The organism is Microbacterium umsixpiens, assembly GCF_053543675.1.
This window is the reverse complement of record NZ_JBLVOH010000122.1, coordinates 6,925-9,627: the sequence shown is the minus strand read 5'-3', so window position 1 is coordinate 9,627 and position 2,703 is coordinate 6,925. Positions and strand designations below refer to the sequence as shown.

4 protein-coding genes are annotated in these 2,703 nt (G+C 67.0%); 3 read left to right on the top strand and 1 reads right to left on the bottom strand.

What is annotated here, in order from left to right; all coding sequences use genetic code 11:
- Positions 1–496: endonuclease domain-containing protein (locus ACNPM4_RS12240; RefSeq protein ID WP_448985868.1), on the top strand; the 496-nt coding region annotated here is incomplete at its 5' end.
- 126 nt (positions 497–622) lie between these two features.
- Here ACNPM4_RS12240 and ACNPM4_RS12235 read toward each other — a convergent pair.
- A complete protein-coding gene (locus tag ACNPM4_RS12235) occupies positions 623–1,450 on the bottom strand; it encodes an alpha/beta hydrolase (protein WP_448985867.1) in 828 nt (275 codons plus the stop codon).
- Positions 1,451–1,597: 147 nt separating this feature from the next.
- Here ACNPM4_RS12235 and ACNPM4_RS12230 point away from each other — a divergent pair, with 147 nt between their 5' ends.
- Positions 1,598–2,179 (top strand): TetR/AcrR family transcriptional regulator, encoded by a 582-nt coding sequence (locus ACNPM4_RS12230; protein ID WP_448985866.1) that lies wholly within the window; start codon positions 1,598–1,600, stop codon positions 2,177–2,179.
- A 182-nt stretch (positions 2,180–2,361) separates the two neighbouring features.
- Entirely contained in the window at positions 2,362–2,649 is a 288-nt protein-coding gene (locus ACNPM4_RS12225) for an HU family DNA-binding protein (RefSeq protein WP_017203554.1), read from the top strand.
- The last annotated feature ends 54 nt before the right edge of the window (positions 2,650–2,703 follow it).

Below are 2,703 nucleotides of genomic sequence, written 5' to 3'. Positions count from 1 at the left end.
CCTGCGTCCTCCGGACGCCGCGGTCGACGAACTCGTGAACGCCCTCGCTCTGATCGCGCAGTGCCAGCCGTTCGAGACCGCCCTCGTCATCTGGGAGTCGGCGATGAACAAGGGGCTCATAGACGACGCGAGGCTCCGAGGCCTCGACCTTCCGCTGCCCGCCCGAACGCTTCTCGCGAGGGCGCGCCCCTTCGCGGACTCCGGGCTGGAGACCATCGTCATCCATCGGCTCCGGTGGATGGGGCTGCGGATGCTGCCGCAGGCGTGGGTCGTGGATCGCCGGGTCGATCTCCTCATCGGTGACCGGCTGGTGATCCAGCTCGACGGCGCGACCCACACAGGGGTGCAACGGACCAGGGACATCGCGCATGACGCGCAGCTGCTGATCCGGGGTTACCGGGTGCTGCGTTTCAGCTACGAGCAGGTGATGGAGCGCTGGCCCGAGGTGCAGTCGGTGATCATGGAGGCCGTTGCGCAAGGAGCGCACGTTGCATGACGGCGTACCACCCGCGCAACGCGAAGGAGATCTCGCGGAATGAAGGAGCGGATGCCGTATCCACTCCTTCATGCCGCGAGATCTCCTCCATTCCGTGTCTTCGAGCCTGCCCGGCGCAAGCCGGCGTCACGCGACGGCGGCGGTGGTGTGCGCGACGGCCCAGGTGAGGGCCTCATCGGCGATCTCTTCCCAGCCGTCCTGGCTGACCAGGCGGTGGGTGCGCCCGGGGTACTCCTTGTACTCGACGACGGCGGGGCTGCCGGTGGAGCGGTACTTCTGTACGATCGCGCGACCGATGGCCGGCGGCACGACGTGGTCGATCTCACCCGTGATCACATACAGCGGGGCCCGGTCGGTGCGCGCGTAGTCGACGTGCGTGACGCCGCCCTTCTCGTTGAACGCGGACGCGACGCCCTCGAAGAAGACCCGGTTGTAGGAGTTCACGGCCGATTCCTCCCAGAGGCGGTCGGACTCGGCGCGGCTCAGGTCGTTGCCGAACGTGAAGTGGAAGTGGCGCTTCGACAGCGGCTTGGCGCCGTTGCGGCCGAAGGGGTTCGCGAGGATCGGGGTGCCGGTCCAGAGCGTCGACAACGGCAGGGTGGTGATGCCGGCGGTCTGTCCCGGGGCGACGCCCACGTATGCCGCGCCGACGCCGCGGTCGGCCAGCATCTGCGTGATGACCCCGCCGAAGGAGTGGCCCATGACGATCGGCTTCACGGGCAGCGAGCGGATGATGCGCTCGTAGTGGTCGACGATCTGCTTCAGTCCGATGCCCTTCAGGGCGGACGGGTCGCGGCGGATGTCCTCGACCGAGCGGTCGTCGATGCCGGGCCATCCCGGGACGATGACCTCGTGGCCCTGCGCGCGGAAGCGCTCGGCCCAGGTGTTCCAGCTGGTCGGGGTCATCCACAGCCCGTGGATGAGGACGATGGGGGTCTTGTCGGTGGTGTTCATGATCTTCTTCTCTCTGTTCGGCTCCCGCTGATCGGAAGTGCGTTACGCTGATAGTAGACCGAACGTTCTATCTACCACAACCTATTCCCAAAACCGGGAAAACGGATTCGGATGCCGGGGTTCGGATGCCACGATGAGAGGAAGATCATGGACACCACGACGAAGCGCCCCAGCCCCGCCCGCGCACGGCTGATCGATGCCGCCACCCGCCTCTTCTACGAACAGGGCATCCACGCGGTCGGCGTCGACCGTGTGATCGAGGAGGCCGGGGTCACCCGCGCCACCCTCTACAAGCAGTTCGGCGGCAAAGAGAACCTCGTGCTCGCCTATCTCGGCCACGAGGACGAGATGCTCCGCGCGATGTTCACGGAGGCGGGAGCGACCGTCTCCGATCCCGACGCGCTGCTGGATGCGGTGGTCCAGGGCATCGCGGCCGACATCCGGGAGCGCCATACGCGGGGCTGCCCCTTCATCAACGCGGCCGCGGAGTATCCGGATGCCGGTGGGGCCGTGCGGCAGCTCATCGACGAGCACCGGGAGTGGTTCCGCTCGACGCTGCAGCAGGTCGCCGAGGCGGCCGATCTCGAGCGTCCCGAGGAGGTCGCAGCCTCCCTCGTGCTGCTGCGCGATGCCGCGCTCGTCGGCGGATATCTCGACGGCGAAGGCCGTGTCAGCCCGGCGTTCGAGCGCACGGCCAGGACCGTGATCGACGCGCACCGGGCTCGCTGACGACCCCGGAATCTGTGACTGGAGTGGCCAAAGTGGTGCGACACGCCCAGTAATTGCCCAAAACCCGCGAAATGACGCGGAAATGCGGGTGGTGGTTGATACATTCGAGGCGGTCACTAGACCAGGAGCATCCGCTCCGATACCCACAACGATGCGACGGGATCTCGTCGCTGGAGGATGACATGGCTGACAAGTCCATCACCAAGACCGAGCTCGTCGCGAGCATCGCAAGCGCCACGGGCCAGAGCCAGGCCACCGTCTCCGGTGTCCTCGACTCGCTGTTCGCCACGGTCTCCGACGCTGTTGCCAAGGGCAGCAAGGTCTCCATCCCGGGCTGGATCTCCTTCGAGCAGGTCGACACCGCTGCTCGCACGGGCCGCAACCCGCAGACCGGCGCCGAGATCAAGATCCCGGCCGGCAAGCGCGTCAAGGTGACCGCTGGTTCCAAGCTCAAGGCTGCCGTCAAGTAATCGACCGCACCTCATCGAAGGCCGCTCCCGTTCCGACGGGGGCGGCCTTCGTGC

Bases quoted from the DNA above. Each gene is read 5' to 3' on its own strand.
- ACNPM4_RS12230 (WP_448985866.1), top strand. From the start codon at position 1,598: ATGGACACCACGACGAAGCGCCCCAGCCCCGCCCGCGCACGGCTGATC.
- ACNPM4_RS12235 (WP_448985867.1), bottom strand. From the start codon at position 1,450: ATGAACACCACCGACAAGACCCCCATCGTCCTCATCCACGGGCTGTGG.
- ACNPM4_RS12225 (WP_017203554.1), top strand. From the start codon at position 2,362: ATGGCTGACAAGTCCATCACCAAGACCGAGCTCGTCGCGAGCATCGCA.